The organism is Alteromonas sp. MmMcT2-2 (assembly GCF_022348305.1).
GTDB classification, from domain to species: domain Bacteria; phylum Pseudomonadota; class Gammaproteobacteria; order Enterobacterales; family Alteromonadaceae; genus Alteromonas; species Alteromonas macleodii.
Window position 1 is genome coordinate 1 of sequence record NZ_JAKRFA010000060.1, and the last position, 16,469, is coordinate 16,469.

A 16,469-nucleotide genomic window follows, 5' to 3' on the forward strand; every position below is an offset into this window, starting at 1 on the left:
CTGCTTGTTTCTTTGACGAGAAGAGCGTACCACTTTTAGCAGTTGGCCTCCTCTTCTACACCTTTCCATGAATGTCGCACTTATTATCTGAAATCGGGGATAACTTAAGCGCCTATACCATGGGACAAGCAGGTCACTGGACACCAAATATTGACCGTATTGCTAAAGAAGGCGCAATATTTACTGATTACTACGCAGAAAACTCTTGTACTGCTGGTCGCTCTGCATTTATTCATGGCCAACATCCAATGCGTACAGGCTTAACCAAAGTTGGCTTACCTGGTGCTAAAGAAGGCGCTCGTGAAGATGATGTTACATTAGCAGGTTTATTAAAGCCTCTAGGTTACATGACCGCCCAGTTTGGTAAAAATCATTTTGGCGATCAAGACAGTCATTTACCTACAAACCATGGTTTTGACGAATTTTATGGCAACCTGTATCACTTAAATGCCGAAGAAGAGCCTGAACATGAAGACTATAACCGATTCATGACTGCGGAAATGAAGAAGCGTTTTAGCCCTCGCGGCGTTATTCATTCATTTGCTGATGGACGTATTGAAGACTCAGGTCCATTAACCAAAAAGCGTATGGAAACAGCCGACGAAGAGTTTTTAGCAGCCACCATAAAGTTTATGGAAAAAGCGCACAAAGCTAAAAAGCCATTTTTTGCATGGTTTAATGCAACTCGAATGCATATTTGGACACATTTAAAAGATGATGTTAAAGGTATCTCTAAACGTGGCGGCCTATATGGCGACGGCTTGGTAGAGCATGATCGTCACGTAGGACAATTACTCGATAAGCTCGATGAGCTAGGCATCAGTGGCAATACAATCGTTATTTACACAACGGATAATGGCGCAGAAAAGTTTTCTTGGCCTGATGGGGGCACAGTGCGCTTCCGTGGCGAAAAAAATACCACTTGGGAAGGTGGCTTTAGAGCACCTGCCATGGTTCGTTGGCCAAATAAAATAAAATCAGGTCAGATAGTTAACGAACTAACCGCTCATAATGACTGGTTACCAACGGTTATGGCTGCGGTAGGTAATACAAATATTAAAGAACAGTTAAAGAAAGGGGCAATATTTAACGGTCGTCAATATAAAATTCATTTAGACGGTTACAACATATTGCCACAACTAATTGAAGGTAAAAATACTACTGCTGACGATAATACAAACTGGCCTCGTAAAAACTTTATTTATGCAACCGATGGCGGCAAAGTTGCTGCAATTAGAATGGGCGACTGGAAATTATTATTCTTAGAGCAAAAATGTAAGGGTTGGGAAGTATGGGCTTGTCCTTTAGTGGCACGCCGTCTACCTTTAATTTTAAATTTACGCCAAGATCCATATGAAGAAGCACCAATAAATGCGGGAGGCTATGATAGATGGTCGGTAGATCACTTATTTACTGTTGCTCCTGCGGCAACAGAAGTAATAAAATTCTTACAAACATTTAAAGAATTCCCGCCATCACAAGCACCAGCCGACTTTACCTTTTCAACGGTTGTTGAAAAAATGAAAATTTGGGAAAACGTGACATATAAATAAAAATCACAAAAAAAAAGCAAGAGTTAATACAGCTCTTGCTTTTTCGTTCTACACTAAAATAAAAGCTTAGTTATGTAATTCATTAAAAACCATGTATTTATACACACTTTTGGCATTACAAATAAACTAATAACACCATTACCAATAAAGAATAAATATGGCCGAAAACATATTAGCTCAAATTAAAGCGCTTCAGTCAGAAGTAAACCAGTCAATTTTAGGGCAAGAAAAGCTCGTTAATGCCTTAATAATTGCATTGCTGACCAACGGCAACGTACTGCTTGAAGGATTACCTGGTACCGCTAAAACCCGCTCTATTCGCACCTTGGCTAAAGTGCTTGAAGCTAAGTTGGGGCGTATTCAATTTACGCCCGACTTGTTACCATCAGACGTTACAGGCACAGAAATGTTCCAAGATATCGATGGTAAAACTGATCTCTCCTTTAAAGAAGGGCCTATATTCAATCAATTAGTTCTAGCCGACGAAATCAATAGAGCTCCTGCAAAAGTACAAGCGGCATTGCTTGAAGCAATGGAAGAAAGACAAGTTACTGTGATGGGGAAAAGCTATCAATTACCTGATCTATTTATGGTATTGGCCACACAGAATCCAATAGAGCAAGAAGGTACCTACCCTCTTCCTGAAGCACAAATCGATCGTTTCGCGCTAAAAATTCAAATCGACTACCCTGATGATGAACAAGAATTATCAATAATTCGTTTAGTGCGCTCAGAAGAAGGTAACAAACAACAAGCGCCTATCAAAATACAACAAAGTGTTGTTTTTGATGCTCGTCAACAAGTATTAAACATACACATGAGTGAAGCGGTAGAAAAGTACATTGTCGCAATAGTGATGGCGACTCGTAAACCAGAACGCTACCCAAATAGCAATTTAAAAAACTGGATAGCAGTTGGCGCTAGTCCTCGCGCTAGTATCATTTTAGACAGGTGTTCACGAGCACAAGCATTCTTAAATGAAAAAGACTATGTAGATCCCGATGATGTTAGACAAGTAGTTTGTGACGTCCTCAGACATCGAATAAACCTAAGTTATGAAGCGCAAGCTGACGGAATAACTTCTGACGATGTTATTAACGAAATAATTAAGCAAGTCGCTGTCGTATAAACCAAGCCAATGAAAACAGTTAAAGCAATTGATGAACGCATACAAATAACGCTAAAACAACTTATGCGTTTAAAACACGACGCTCATGGCTTTAGCTTTTTATCTAATCAACCATTAAAAAGTAAATTAATGGGTCGTAAACGCTCTACCATTAGGGGAAGAGGTTTGGACTTCTCCGAGTTAAGAGATTATCGCCCAGGAGACGATATAAGAAATGTTGACTGGCGTGTCACTAATCGTATGGGCAAGCCCTATGTGCGCCTTTATTGTGAAGAAAAAGACCGACCTGTCATGATCATTGTCGATCAACGTTCAAATATGCACTTTGGCAGCCAATGGAAAATGAAGTCAGTTTTAGCAGCTGAACTTAGTGCGTTAATTGCATGGAAGGCATTAGATGAAGGTGATCGTGTTGGCTTTATTATATTGTCAGATCAACGTTACATTGAATGTGAACCAACTAGAAGTCATACAAAGTTTCAACAGTATTTAGCATTAATAGTTAAGTTTAATCAAATAATAAACAGTAACAGTGCCCAAACCAACAAGCCCATTTCAATGGCTGGCTTACTCAAAAAAGCTGAAAAGTTTATTACTCACGATTACTTGCTAATAGTTATTTCAGATTTTATTGACCCGCAGGCATCAATAATACCGAGCCTTGCAAAACTAACTCAGCACAACGACATTATCGCCTGTTACGTTTATGACCAACTAGAGCATGATATTCGCCCGCTAGAAAACCTAGTGTTAGGAGATGGCGAATACCAATTACAACTGTCAGCTAATAAAAAAGGTCTAACAGAAAAGTTTAATCACTATACCGAACAGAAGTTGTCTAACATGCAAACAACGTTTGCTAAACACAATATTCCATTATTGTCTTTTTCAACAGAATTTAACGTTGCTGGACAAGTTCGTAAACACCTAGGGGCAGCTTAATGTTAGATGCCTCATCAACAATCAATCAAAGTTTTGGCAATTTAGCATTGACCAACTTTAATGAGGCTCCAATGCCAGAAACCTTACCAATTTTACCTTTTGCCCCAGGGTGGAGCTACCTTGCAATAATATTTATTACTTGGTTAATAATCTTTATTATTCAAAAATTAATTTATCAAATTAATAACCACTATCGAAAAAGTGCACTATTGGCTTTAGCTGAACTAGCAAACTCTTCGTTAACCGAACAAGCGCGACTATATCAACTAGCAGAGCTAATAAAAGGAACTGCTCTTTATATTTTCCCTCGTGAAATTATTGCGCGACAAACAGGAAAAGATTGGTTTAATTTTTTAAATACTCATAATAAAAAACAAGTATTTGATAGTAATGCCCACCAACTATTAGGTGATAACCTATACCAAGTACCAAAAGAAGCGTGCACAGAGAAACAGTGGCACTCATTAATAGAACAAACCAAACTTTGGATCCAGCAGCATCCTTACGAAGGAGTGAATCCCGTCATAAAACCTTTTAGCTTATTAAACTTAGTTAAGAGCAAGTAACCTAATGCTTGAATTTGTATTCCCTTGGCTATTTCTTCTTCTACCGTTACCTCTGTTGCTACGCTTTCTTCCAGAATACCTACAACAAAATCAAATGGTTAAAGTACCATTTTTCAATAAGCTCATCGAAATATCAGGTGATAAAGCCAAGCTAGGGGCAAAAACACAACAGCCAAGCCGGTTACAAAAGTCTGTTTTGATCATTTCTTGGTTGCTTTTTGTATTAGCTGCTGCAAAACCTCAATGGTTGCAAGATCCAATAGTACAAACAAAATCAGCAAGAGATCTAATGGTTGCTGTTGATGCTTCAGGGTCAATGGCAACAACTGACTTTAAAGTGGCAAGTGATAATACAGTTGACCGACTAACCATGGTTAAGTCAGTGCTAAAATCTCTTGCTATGGAGCGTAAAAACGATCGTTTAGGTTTAATTGTATTTGGCTCTGCAGCCTACCTTCAAATGCCTTTTAGTGAAGACCATGCAACTTGGTTAACTTTACTCAATGAAACTGAAATTGCAATGGCGGGCCAAAGTACGGTAATTGGTGACGCCATAGGTATTGCAATTAAGCACTTTGAAGAAAGTGAAACAAAAAACCGAGTACTTATTTTACTGACCGATGGTAATGATGCAGGCAGCAAAGTACCACCAATAGACGCTGCAAAAATAGCTGCTAGCTACGGCGTTAAAATATATACAATTGCGCTTGGCGACCCAGCAACGATTGGCGAGCGAAAACTCGATAGTAAAACCTTAAAGCGCATCGCTGAGCTAACTGGTGGAAATTTTTATCATGCGATGGACACCAGCCAACTTAGTCAAGCTTACCTAAATATTGCCCAACTTGAACCGCAAACATATGACTCTATATCATTTCGCCCTAAACAAAGTATGCATCATATCCCTTTGATTACCTTAGTTATTATGAATTTATGTATGGTAGTGTATATACGTTCAAGAATAAAAGTTAAGGTGCCCTATGATCAGTGACCTGGCTTACTCGCAACTACTACAAAACTTTCACTTTTTAAGGCCATGGTGGGCATTGTTGATCCCGATACTCTGGTTATTGTTATCGAACAAAAACTCGAAGAAAAATGAAGACCAGCAAGCTAAAAAGGTTTTTGCTCAGCACATTTATCAAGAACTAACAGCAGAAGCTGGAAGTATCAGAAAAATATCTCCCTCAATTGTTGCATGGGTTGTAATGCTGCTAATTACCGTGATTTTAATGGGCCCAAGTTGGCAACGCCAGCCTTCTCCTTTTCTACAAGACAGCTCTGCTCTATTCATATTGCTTGATACCAGTAACTCCATGAATAGTGTTGACATTCAGCCTTCTAGACTTGAGCGAGCTAAACAAAAAGTATCAGATCTTCTCGCTGAACGCCCTGAAGGTTATACCAGCTTAATTGTCTATTCAGGCAGTGCTCACTCAATATTACCGTTAACAAACGATCACAATATATTAAGAAACTACTTGTCAGCTGTTACAACCAAAATAATGCCTCAGCAAGGAAAGTCTGTAGCTAATGCGTTAACTTTAATAAAACAAGCAACCATCAGCGACGATACACCCGTTACCGTTTTACTTATAACCGATGACATCACCGAACAAAGCCAACAGGCATTAACACGCTTTTCTGAACAACACCGCTATCAAATGTTAATTTACGGCATCGGCTCTACGAATGAAGAGCTTAGCGCAAAAGGTTTAACGCTTCCTTCATTAAACAATCAAAAGCTTAGTCGCATTTCAGATGAAATAGACGGTTTTTATCTGTCGGCAACAATTAATAAACAAGACATTCACCAACTAGTCAGTAGAATCAAAAGCTTTTATAACCCAATAAATGACAAACATATCCCTTGGGTTGATAGCGGTTATTGGCTTGTTTTTCCCGCAATGTTACTTTATTTACTGTGGTTTAGACGAGGCTGGACGATTCGCTGGTCAAGTTTTATTGTTGTACTTTGCTTATCACTACCAAGTACTCAAGGCCAAGCTGCTGAAAACAGCTTTGCTAATTTTTGGTTAACTCCTAACCAACAAGGACAACTATATTTTTATTTGAAAGATTATAAAACCGCTGCTGAGCGATTCGAAAATACGATGTGGAAGGCCACCTCTTATTACCTAAACGAAGACTTTGACCTCGCAATAGAATACTTTTCAAGAATAGATAGCAATGATGCCAAATTACGTTTAGCAAACGCCTACGCTCATGCAGAAAAATACTATGCTGCTGAGTCTATTTATCAATCGTTACTTGCCGTTTTCCCTAATAACCAAGCAATCATTGAAAACTTAGCGGCTGTGCAAAAAATAATTAAAGCTCGAGAGTCGTTATCTGAACATCAAAAACAAGAGCAAAATGAACGTTCAGATGATGAAACAAGTGATCAATTTAAACAGGCAAAAGGTAAACAAATAAAAACGAATCAACGTAAGCAAGAAGTTCAGCAATACAGTGCAGAACAAATACTAAAGAATGAGCAACTTGCCAAAATGTGGATGGAAAATCTACAAAAAAATCCGAGTAAATTTTTAGCAAACAAACTGCAAATACAAGTGAATAAGCAAAAACTATTAGGGAGTAGCAATGAGTAAAGCTAAATTACTTGCTCTTTTTTTGCTACTGCTACCTTATTCATTAGCACATGCAGCAACAACTATTGACGATTTAATCAGACAAAATGAGCTACAAGTATCTATTGAAGTTGTAAACGATAGACCTGTGATAGTTGGTCAAGAAGTAACGATAAAACTGCGAATTGCAACATCCACTTGGTTTAAAGGGTCGGTAACATTCACTTTGCCAGAAATTGATAACGCCATTGTTATCCAGCGCAGTAATTTTGGCCTAAATAGTAGCGAACACCTCAATGGTAAACGGTGGACGGTGCATGAAAAAGAGTTTTCGATATTTCCGCAACAAGCAACTAACTATATGGTTCCTGAATTTGAAGTTAGCATGAAAATTCATGTTATTGGTCAAGGTGATATTGAAGGAATCATACTAACTAACCCTATAGTCTTCAGCGCCTTAGTACCAAAGCAATTGCAAAATAGTCTTGATGAAAACAGCCAATGGTGGGCAGCTAATCACTTGGCTATTAAACAAGCTTGGGATAAAGATTTAACACAGTTATTGCCTGGTGATGCTGTCACTCGCACTATCACCATTGAAGCAGACGGCTTACTTGCCATGATGCTACCTGAAATAAACCACAATACCATTCATGGTTTACCTCATTACTTATCGACACCAGAGCTTATCGACAACAACAACCGAGGCAACAAGCTTGCAACGCGCATTCAAAAGTTCACTTATATCGTTGAGCAGCAAGGAAAAGTGGTTATTCCAAAAATCAAACTTGCTTGGTGGGACAATAACGCTCAAACCCTTAAACATGCACAACTTGATTCACAACCAATAGCCATCGGCTCACTTACTGTTGGGCAACAGTTTCAGTTGTATATAACTAAAAACCTAACCATATTTTTTTACCTATTATGTGCTCTATGCTTACTTATTGGTTATTTAGTTTTTATTAGAAAAAGAACTAATAATTCAAATCAAGATAAACACCGAACAAAAAAGATCAAAGCTCAGCTAAAACAAGCGATAAAAAGCAATGACCACAAAAGCTTTATAAAATGGGCTTATATTTACTTAGTGTTAATTGGCACCGCTATGGATCCATTCCATTGGCGGCGTAATGGACCCACCCCATTTGTGCCGTAATCGATCCACCTGATTGGCGGCGTAACAGATCCACTTTAATCTGATTTTTCCCCTCAAACTTCTGTTTAACTCGCGTATCTTTGACTGTTTTGTAGTCAGGAGAATACGCATGCCAAACCGGAGGTTTGAAATGTACCAATACCGACACATCCTCGTTCGAATGCGAATGGGCGATTCCAATCGAGCCATCGCTGACAGTGGAATCGCTGGTCGTAATAAAGTCAAAGCGATTAAGCGTATTGCATCGAAACATGGCTGGCTTGAACCCGATAGCGAACTACCTGATGATTCACAACTGGCCACTGTCTTCGGCGAGAGGCCACCCAATCCAACGACAACGTCATCTGTTGCACCATACGCGGACAAAGTGAAAAAGTGGTATCAGGATGGTGTGCAGGGCACCACAATCCATCAAGCACTGGTGGAGAAATATGGCTTCACAGGAAGCTACTGGTCTGTCATCCGTTTTTTAAAAGTCTTAGCTGAGAAGACGCCAGTTCCTACTACTGTCATGGAATTCACAGCTGGCGATACCGCACAAGTTGACTTTGGTGCAGGGCCGCTCATTGTGGATACTGAAACTGGCGAGCTTCGCAAAAGCTGGATATTTGTGATGACGCTGGCTTGGAGTCGTCACATTTACGCTGAGTTCATTCGTGACCAAAGCACCGCCACCTGGCTGGCCTGTCATCGTCGTGCGTTTGAATGGTTTAGAGGCGTGCCAAAACGCGTGGTCATCGACAATCCTAAATGTGCGATTACAAAAGCTTGCTATCACGACCCACAGGTTCAGCGCGCTTACGGTGAGTGTGCCGAAGGCTATGGATTTTTGATTGCGCCATGTCCCGTGCGTGACCCGCAGAAAAAAGGCCGTGTCGAATCTAATGTTAAGTACATCAAAAATAGCTTCGTTCCTCTGAAGGAATTCCGTAGTCTGAGTGATGCCAACGTACAGCTTAAACGTTGGTTACTGGCGGTTGCGGGAAATCGTAAACACGGCACCACCAAATGTCAGCCGCTGGAGCGCTTTACTGAGATTGAACAGGCACGACTTAAACCATTACCTGATGTGCCACCGGAGCAGGCTGTCTGGGCAAAGGTTAAGGTACACGGTGATGGTCATGTGCAATTTGAACACTGCCGTTATTCGGTGCCCTATACGCTGATTAGAGAAACGCTCTGGCTTAAAGCCAGTGACACTATGGTGCGTATTTATCAGGGGCATGAACTCAAAGCAACACATACCCGAATGCGCCATCAGGGTGGCAGAGCCACCGTTCCCGAACATCAACCGCCAGCCGCTCAGGCTTATAACATGCAGGATCCGCAATATTGCCTGACTCAGGCGAAGCGGATTGGCGAATCATGCCATGTGTTGATTAAGCGTCTGTTTGCCAGTCGCGTACTGGACAACCTGCGTGCTGCACAAGGTGTTGTGGGCCTTGCCAAACGCTACGGTGATAAACGCGTCGACGCCGCCTGCTCACGCGCGTTGACCTTCGACAATGTGCGTTACAGCGCAGTCAAACAAATCCTAGAAAAGGGGCTAGACCAGCAGCCCAATGAATCAAACGCCTTCGATACCTTAAGCGATGCTTATACCGGCGGTGGTCGATTCCATCGCGACCCAAATAAACTACTCCCTCATTAGAAAAAGGAAAAAACGATGATTAATCCGATCCCCGAACTCACGCCACTACTGAAACAGCTACGCCTGTCTGGGATGACAGACTCTCTGGCAATACGTAACCGTGAAGCCATTGACCACCAACTCAGTTATCCTGACTTCTTGGCCTTAATGGTACAAGATGAAGTCGCCAGACGTGACCAGAAAAAATATACCACACGTCTTCGTCGTGCAGGCTTCAGAGGTAATAAAACACTGGAAAACTTCGATCTGAATGCCAATCCTAATCTGAACCGCGCTTATATCAACGAACTGGCGGATTGCCGGTTCATTGACGAACATGTAGCAGTGCTTATCGCGGGGCCGTGCGGCACCGGTAAAAGCCATCTTGCTCAGGCTATTGGTCACTGTGCGGTACAAAAAGGGATTGACGTGTTGTTCTTTACTCAGGCAAAACTGCTTGCGAACTTGCATGCAGCGAGAGCCACGAACACCTATGAGAAACGCTTCCAGACGCTAGCTAAAGTAGACTTGCTCATCATCGATGACTTCGGTTTAAAGCCACTCAAATCTCCTCATGATGAAGACTTACACGACTTAATTGATGAACGGTATGAACAGAAATCGACAATCATCACCAGCAACCTAGACTTCAGTGAATGGGGACAAGCCTTCCCAAATAAACTGCTCGGCGCGGCGACACTCGATCGACTCAGACACAACGCCTATCGACTGGTTCTGGAAGGCGAAAGTTACCGCAAATTACGAGAGAACAATAATCAGACTGGACGAGGAGCACAAAGCAAGAAATAATCACTCTGTTTGAGGACAAAAAAGACGGTTTTAAGTGGATCCAATACGCCGCAAATGGGTGGATCTATTAGGGTGCCAATCGACACTTAGACACTATTACTAAGTCTAACAACATAAATCTATTAACTAAGGAACTCAGCAGAGAAGAAAATTCGGCAACTAGTTCATTATTTGAAAGCGTTTTTTCGCCAGTATCTTCAGATAAACAAACTGATCGGCTCTCAAAAAGCTATCTCAAGGCGTTAAATAAAAATAGTAAAGTAATAACAAAACCTAAAACACCAAACATTAACCCTAAGGGTTGATCTATCTACTGAAGTAATAAAGATCATGAACATAACAACGCAATACATCGATTTAAATAGCGGCAAAGTTTTCGTAAAAATATGGACACCAGAATCTATAGAAAATAAAGCGCCTATTGTGCTATTACACGATTCACTTGGTTCAGTAAATCAATGGAAAGACTTCCCTCTTCAACTAGCAACTAAATTATCTAGACAGGTTATTGCCTACGACAGACTTGGTTTTGGGAGTTCAGACGCTAGAGAGCAATTACCATCTCTTAACTTTATAGAAGAAGAAGGCTTAGTTTACTTTCCTCAAATCAAGGCTAAATTAGGTTTAACAGAATATTTAGTACTTGGTCATAGTGTTGGTGGTGCAATGGCTATTAACATTGCCGCACAAGATAAGGAATGTTTATCAATTATAACCATTGCCGCACAAGCATTTGTTGAAGATCTTACAATTAGCGGTATTGAGCAGGCAAAATCTGTCTTTCAACAACCTCAGCATTTCGAGAAACTAGTTAAGTGGCATGGTGATAAAACGCGATGGGTAATAGATGCATGGACAGAAGTTTGGCTAAACCCTGAGTTTCGCACTTGGCAACTAACAGTAGCAAGCAAAATTACTTGTCCAGTACTAGCATTACATGGTGAAAAAGATGAATATGGCTCTGTCGCTTTTCCAAGCTATATAGTTGAACAATCCACAGGTCAAGCTCAACTGAATATTATTCAAAGCTGTGGTCATATGCCCCATAAGACCCACACGAAACAAGTACTATTAGCAATAGATGATTTTATTAATGATCTTTCTTAACTCAAGAAGACGAAGACATTAAAACGAACTCAATATAAAAGCCCTATAGCTCATTAAAGTAACTATAGGGCTTTCTCAATCAGCTGGTTCAAGCAAACTCACGGTTTTAAGCGTTATCTTCTAAAATCATATCTGCTGCTTTTTCACCGATCATAATAGTAGGTGCGTTGGTATTACCTGAGGTTACCGTCGGCATAACAGACGCATCAACAACACGAATACCTTCTAAACCGTGTACACGTAATCGCTCATCAACAACAGCCATATCATCATTACCCATTTTGCATGAGCCAACAGGGTGATAGGCGTGAGAAGCTTCTCTTCTTAGGTATTCTTCAATTTCTTGATCTGTATTGAGCGGTACATCAGGCTTTAATAAACAATCACGATGCTCGTTAAAGCCGTCACTATTAAGTATATCAAGCAAACGCTTCACCCCTTCTCTTAAGTCTTTCATATCATCAGGATGTGATAACAAATTTAACTTAATGTTAGGAGGAGTCATCGGGTTACTGTCTTTTAATGTTAACTCGCCACGACTTTTAGGATTTGATATATTAATAATTACACTATACCCCCATTTGGTCATGATTTTATAATCACGACAATGATCACGGTAAGCTAACGGCACAACGTGTAATTGCGCATCTGGACGTTCTTTTTCTGGTGAAGTTTTAATAAAGCCACCTGCCGCAGTTGGTGGACTAGCTAACCACCCTTTACCTGCTAACGCATATTTAAACAGCGCGATGGTTGATTTAATTGTTCCCACGAGATTAAGTGCTATACCTGACTTCTTCTTACTTTTCACCACTAAAATAACGTCAGGATGATCATGTAAATTTTTGCCAACACCTGGTAAGTCATGAATAACTTCGATGCCTTTTTCTTCCAGTTCTGCTTTAGGACCTATGCCTGATAGCATCAACATTTGCGGAGAATTAAAAGTACCGCCACAAACTAATACTTCTTTTGCAGCTTTTACGGTAACCAATTTACCGTCTTGCATATATTCAACACCGACCGCTCGTTTGCCTTCAAATAATATACGTTGAACCTGAGCACCTGTTTCAACGGTTAAGTTACTGCGCTCCATTGCAGGATCTATATAACAAGCTTTAACGCCAGCGCGTTTGCCATCTTTCACCGTAAATTGATAATAGCCAATACCTTCTTGATAATCGCCATTAAAGTCTTCATTCATTTTATAGCCTTTTTCAAGGCCTGACTTTATAAAGCCATTATAAACATCAAAACTTTCATCACCATTACTAACTTCTAGCGGACCACCAACACCGTGGTACTTATTTTCACCACGTTCATTGTTTTCTGCTTTTTTAAAGTAAGGTAGTACATCATCATAAGCCCAGCCTTTGTTGCCCAGGCTTTCCCAATGATCGTAATCTTCCTTACAACCACGAATGTACACCATGCCGTTAATACCACTAGAGCCACCTAGCATTTTGCCGCGTGGTTGGTATTGTGTGCGATTATTCATCGACTTATCCGCCAATGTATTATAACGCCAGTTGATGGTATTTATTTTAAAGTCTTGAATAAGTGCAGCAAAAGCAGCTGGCGTTGAAACCAACTTATTGTTACCAGCACCACCAGCTTCTAACAAACATACTTTATTGTTCGGATCGGTTGATAAGCGATGTGCTAACACGCCCCCAGCTGAACCGCCACCAATAACAATATAATCAAACATCTTTAATTCCTGTTGTAATAGTGTTGATGATTTACTGACGAAGTAACCATTTTAAAATAGGACGCAAAAAGCCTTTATCGTACGGCGGCGCAGTGAATTTTCCAGGATAAAATTTGCCACGTTTCAGCACTGTTTTCGCCTTGCTCATCGCTTTAAAACCTTCATGACCGTGATAGTGACCAATACCAGAATCACCAACACCGCCAAAAGGTACATCGTCACAAAGTGCATGTGAGACAACTTCATTAATACTCACACCACCCGAATGTGTATGATTTAAAATGTAGTCTTGTGTAGTTTTATCAAAGCTCATGATATAAAGACCAAGCGGACGACCACCTTGATTAATATAACTAACAGCTTCTTCTACTGATTTATAGCCTTTAATTGGTAAAATTGGACCAAAAATTTCTTCCTGCATCACAATCATATCTTCAGTAGCATTCAACACTAAATGCGTCGGCATCATACGAGTTTTTGGATCTGGTTCCTGACCGTTAGCAGATATTACTGTTGCTCCTTTGGCTTTGGCATCAGATAGTATTTCTTGTAAACGTTGAAAATGACGTTCAGAGTGAACACTTGAATGATCTGTTGTAGAGCTAAACGCAGGAAACATCTCTTTGAAACGCTTACAGTATGCATCTACTACAGCTTGCTCTTTACCTTCAGGACATAATATATAATCTGGTGATAAACAAATTTGACCTGAATTAGCACATTTACCATAGATAAATCGACTTACAGCATCGTCAATGTCCATATCTGGACAAACAATCACTGGACACTTACCACCTAACTCTAAAGTTACCGGTACTAAGTTTGCAGAAGCTGCGCGCATAACATGGCGACCTACTGCTGTTGAGCCAGTAAACATTAAATGGTTAAACGGTAATGCAGAAAAGCGAGCAGATGCCTCTGCTTCTCCATCAAAAATTGACACTAGTGAATCATCAAACGCTTCGGCAATAATTTTCTTAGCGACTTTGTTAGTTTCAGGGTTGAACTCAGACATTTTTATCATGGCAGAGTTGCCGGCAGCAAGCGCGGTAACCAAGGGACCAAAAGTAACAATTATAGGGCCATTCCACGCACCAATAATGCCAACTACACCAACTGGTTGATACATTAATTCAACCTTTGCAGGTCGCACTAATAAGTCCGTATGGCGAGTTTCAGTTTTCATCCACTTTTTAAGGCGCTTAACGCAGTAATCAATGTTATTAATGTTAGGTAAAACATCTAACAACAAAGTTTCTTCAGGGCTTCGGCGACCAAAGTCTTTATTTAGTGACTCAATCAACTCATCTTGGTGGGCTAATAAAGACTTCCTTAAACGCTTTAATCGTGCAATACGCTCATCTGCTGAAGGCATAGGATTTGCTAAATAAGCTTGCTGCTGTTTTTTCAGCTGCAATGCAAATTCACAAGCTTGATCTTCAACTACCACTTGCTCTTGGGCTGACATAATATCTCTCCCCTAAACCTTAGCCAACGGCTCTGTCTGAGTTTTCCCAATACTTTTTACGTACATCTTTCCTTAACACCTTACCAACGACAGTAAGTGGTAATTGGTCAACAATTACTATTGATTTTGGTGACTTATAACTACCTAATGACTCTTTAACAAAAGCAATTAGCTCTTGCTCTGACACCTGTTCACCTTCTCTTAGCATAACCTCGGCATGAACAGCCTCACCCCATTCTTCATGAGGAATGCCAACAACTGCTGACATAAAAATTGCGTTATGAGCATTAATTGCCGCTTCAACTTCAGTGGCATAAATATTGAAGCCACCAGAAATGATCATATCTTTTTTACGATCTACTAAGTAAATATAGCCATTTTCATCTTTATAGCCCATATCACCTGATTTCCAATAGCCGTCATAAAACTCTTCTGCTGTTTTTTCAGGGTTGTCTAAGTAGCCTAAACAAACACCACGAGAGCGTAGCCAAAACTCACCTATTTCTCCTCTTTTTACGGGCTCGCCATCATCGTCCATAATTTCAACTTCAACACCAGCAGTTACACGACCTGCTGAAGACAAGTGCTTATCGTCACCATTTTCACATAAATGATCAGATTTACTTAATGAAAGCGCGATAGCAAAATGCTCAGTTGAGCCATAAGCCTGAATAAAAATATTACCGAATTTTTTCTGTAACAGTTTTAGTTTTGGAGGGCTCATCGGCGCAGCGCCATAATACATATTTTGCATGGTTGAAAAGTCAACATCTTGCACTTCTGGGATCTCAAGCATACGATAAAGTATAGTTGGTACAAGAAAAGCGTGAGTTGATTTTTCTGTCTCAATGGTTTGACAATATTTCACCAAATCAGGTTCATTTAAAGTAATGTTACAACCACCACTAAAGAATGTAGGCACTAAGAACATACCACTACCATGACTAATTGGCGCAATATGTTGCATTCTAGTATTGGTATCAAAGCAAGCTTCATCTAACGCATACAAAGTATCGCGTAAACCTAGCCAATTATCAGCACAATACACCGCTGGCTTACCTTTACCTGTCGTACCACCTGTAAAACGAATGATAGATTGATGCTCTCTATCATCAATCTCCATATTTGGATTTTCATCAGATACCTGCGCTAACAGATCCCATAAATAAAACAGGTTGTCATTACCTTCAAACTCAGAAGGAATTGGATCCATACAAACCACTTTAATGCCATGCCCAATTAGCATTTCTAAGTGCGTTGCTAAGTGCATATTCTCTATAAATACAACTTTAGGTTTAGAATATTCTATTTGCCATTCATGCTCAGCAATAGCATCGCGTGAGTTAGTAAAAGCCCCAGTAAAATGTGATTTAAAAATAGTAGGGAAATGAAATAACGCCATGTTGTCGTTATCTAAAATATTAACAAAGCGATCATTTCTTTCCATGCCAAACGTCGTCGAAAGCATGTTCACTATTTTATTAGTTACTAAATGAAATTCTCGATAAGTAAAACGGCGGTCACGTTCTACGTTAACTATTGCTTCCAAGTCTCCCCATTTATCAACAATACTTTGGAATTGGCTGCTAAAATTAACTTTCATCTCTAACTCTCTTAATAATTATAATGTTCTAATTTCATGACTATAAGTAAACTGTCTTTGAGCTCAATTATCAGGTCAAAATTGGCAAACATGCAGTTAAGTACTGAGGGATCCCCACGAATTTAGCATGTAATCTTGCTCATGCAAGCTTCAGCGGTGAGTTCATCAAGCCAGCGGATCGTCTTTTTCCACTGATGCAG

13 protein-coding genes are annotated in these 16,469 nt (G+C 40.1%); 10 read left to right on the plus strand and 3 right to left on the minus strand.

From position 1 onward, the window contains the following. Positions 1-71 precede the first annotated feature (71 nt). From MHM99_RS19285 to MHM99_RS19330, 10 genes are all read left to right on the plus strand, one after another. On the plus strand, positions 72-1,553 hold the full coding sequence (locus tag MHM99_RS19285) for an arylsulfatase (protein WP_222936685.1): 1,482 nt from the start codon (positions 72-74) through the stop codon (positions 1,551-1,553). Positions 1,554-1,710: 157 nt separating this feature from the next. Continuing rightward, the gene (locus tag MHM99_RS19290) at positions 1,711-2,682 is read left to right on the plus strand and encodes a MoxR family ATPase (RefSeq protein WP_008305436.1); all 972 of its coding nucleotides are present in this window, start codon (positions 1,711-1,713) and stop codon (positions 2,680-2,682) included. A 9-nt stretch (positions 2,683-2,691) separates the two neighbouring features. After that, a complete protein-coding gene (locus tag MHM99_RS19295; RefSeq protein ID WP_008305438.1) occupies positions 2,692-3,624 on the plus strand; it encodes a DUF58 domain-containing protein in 933 nt (310 codons plus the stop codon). Then, positions 3,624-4,190, plus strand: a complete 567-nt coding sequence (locus MHM99_RS19300) for a DUF4381 domain-containing protein (protein WP_008305440.1) — start codon at positions 3,624-3,626, stop codon at positions 4,188-4,190. The genes MHM99_RS19295 and MHM99_RS19300 overlap by 1 nt, the downstream gene beginning before the upstream one ends. 4 nt (positions 4,191-4,194) lie before the next feature. Next, positions 4,195-5,181 (plus strand): VWA domain-containing protein, encoded by a 987-nt coding sequence (locus MHM99_RS19305; protein WP_008305441.1) that lies wholly within the window; start codon positions 4,195-4,197, stop codon positions 5,179-5,181. 79 nt (positions 5,182-5,260) lie between these two features. Beyond that, positions 5,261-6,802 carry a VWA domain-containing protein gene (locus tag MHM99_RS19310; RefSeq protein WP_239220326.1) on the plus strand — a complete coding sequence of 514 codons (1,542 nt, stop codon included), beginning with the start codon at positions 5,261-5,263 and terminating at the stop codon, positions 6,800-6,802. Beyond that, positions 6,795-7,940, plus strand: coding sequence for a hypothetical protein (locus MHM99_RS19315; RefSeq protein WP_239220327.1), 1,146 nt, complete (start codon positions 6,795-6,797; stop codon positions 7,938-7,940). Before MHM99_RS19310 ends, MHM99_RS19315 begins: the two co-directional genes overlap by 8 nt. A 130-nt stretch (positions 7,941-8,070) precedes the next feature. Further along, a complete protein-coding gene (istA, locus tag MHM99_RS19320) occupies positions 8,071-9,591 on the plus strand; it encodes an IS21 family transposase (RefSeq protein ID WP_202942190.1) in 1,521 nt (506 codons plus the stop codon). Between the two features lie 15 nt (positions 9,592-9,606). Beyond that, a complete protein-coding gene (istB, locus tag MHM99_RS19325) occupies positions 9,607-10,380 on the plus strand; it encodes an IS21-like element helper ATPase IstB (protein ID WP_222936716.1) in 774 nt (257 codons plus the stop codon). Between the two features lie 330 nt (positions 10,381-10,710). Continuing rightward, positions 10,711-11,487 carry an alpha/beta hydrolase gene (locus tag MHM99_RS19330; RefSeq protein ID WP_008305447.1) on the plus strand — a complete coding sequence of 259 codons (777 nt, stop codon included), beginning with the start codon at positions 10,711-10,713 and terminating at the stop codon, positions 11,485-11,487. 106 nt (positions 11,488-11,593) lie between these two features. Here the strand turns inward: MHM99_RS19330 and MHM99_RS19335 are convergent, their stop codons facing one another. The 3 genes from MHM99_RS19335 to MHM99_RS19345 are packed head-to-tail and all read right to left on the minus strand — an operon-like array spanning position 11,594 to position 16,269. Continuing rightward, complete coding sequence (locus MHM99_RS19335) at positions 11,594-13,198, minus strand: choline dehydrogenase (protein ID WP_187447620.1); 1,605 nt, start codon at positions 13,196-13,198, stop codon at positions 11,594-11,596. A gap of 31 nt (positions 13,199-13,229) precedes the next feature. Next, the gene (locus MHM99_RS19340; RefSeq protein ID WP_008305450.1) at positions 13,230-14,666 is read right to left on the minus strand and encodes a coniferyl aldehyde dehydrogenase; all 1,437 of its coding nucleotides are present in this window, start codon (positions 14,664-14,666) and stop codon (positions 13,230-13,232) included. Between the two features lie 19 nt (positions 14,667-14,685). After that, positions 14,686-16,269: an AMP-binding protein gene (locus MHM99_RS19345; RefSeq protein ID WP_187447621.1), complete on the minus strand. Its 1,584-nt coding sequence runs from the start codon at positions 16,267-16,269 to the stop codon at positions 14,686-14,688. Positions 16,270-16,469 lie beyond the last annotated feature (200 nt).